Source organism: Streptomyces sp. H27-H5 (genome assembly GCF_026627505.1).
GTDB lineage: Bacteria > Actinomycetota > Actinomycetes > Streptomycetales > Streptomycetaceae > Streptomyces.
On the sequence record NZ_JAPNLK010000277.1, the window covers coordinates 1 to 472 of the forward strand.

At 61.0% G+C, this 472-nt stretch carries 1 protein-coding gene; it reads right to left on the minus strand.

Annotation, left to right across the window (positions count from 1 at the left end; all coding sequences use genetic code 11):
- Positions 1 to 54: 54 nt before the first annotated feature.
- Positions 55 to 472 (minus strand): hypothetical protein (locus tag OTB19_RS42720; protein ID WP_267804254.1); only part of this gene is annotated, 418 nt, incomplete at its 5' end.

Consider the following 472-nt stretch of genomic DNA (forward strand, 5'->3'; position numbering starts at 1 on the left):
AGCGCGGCCAACTCCTCGTACGAGGGCAGCTGCGGCGGGGCATCGGTCACAAGGTCAATCTACCGGCCCCGCAGGACCACCTCGCACCACATCGCCGCAGCTCACCGGCCGTCCAAAACAGTCACCTTTGAGCTTGTATGAGCCGACATCCTGGCCACTCCCCTTAGCGGTCCAATTTTCTCCATTGAATCTACCGGGTTCCGAGGTGATGTCGCCCCAGCCCCAGCTGGCGTAATACCACAGGCTTACATAAGCCTCTCCGTAAGTGCTTGTTCCTGAAACGGAAAATGGCTGCCATTTAGGAAACTTGATGCCGGGTGAGGTCAAGGTCAGAGAAGGACCCTGTTCGGGGACGGTGACGGTGAGGGTGGCCTGGGTGGTGGAGGTCAGTCCGTTGACGGTCTGGGTGGCGGTGAAGACGATGTCGCCGGGGTCGCCGGGGTTCTGGTCGGAGTCGGTCGACCAGCTGGTG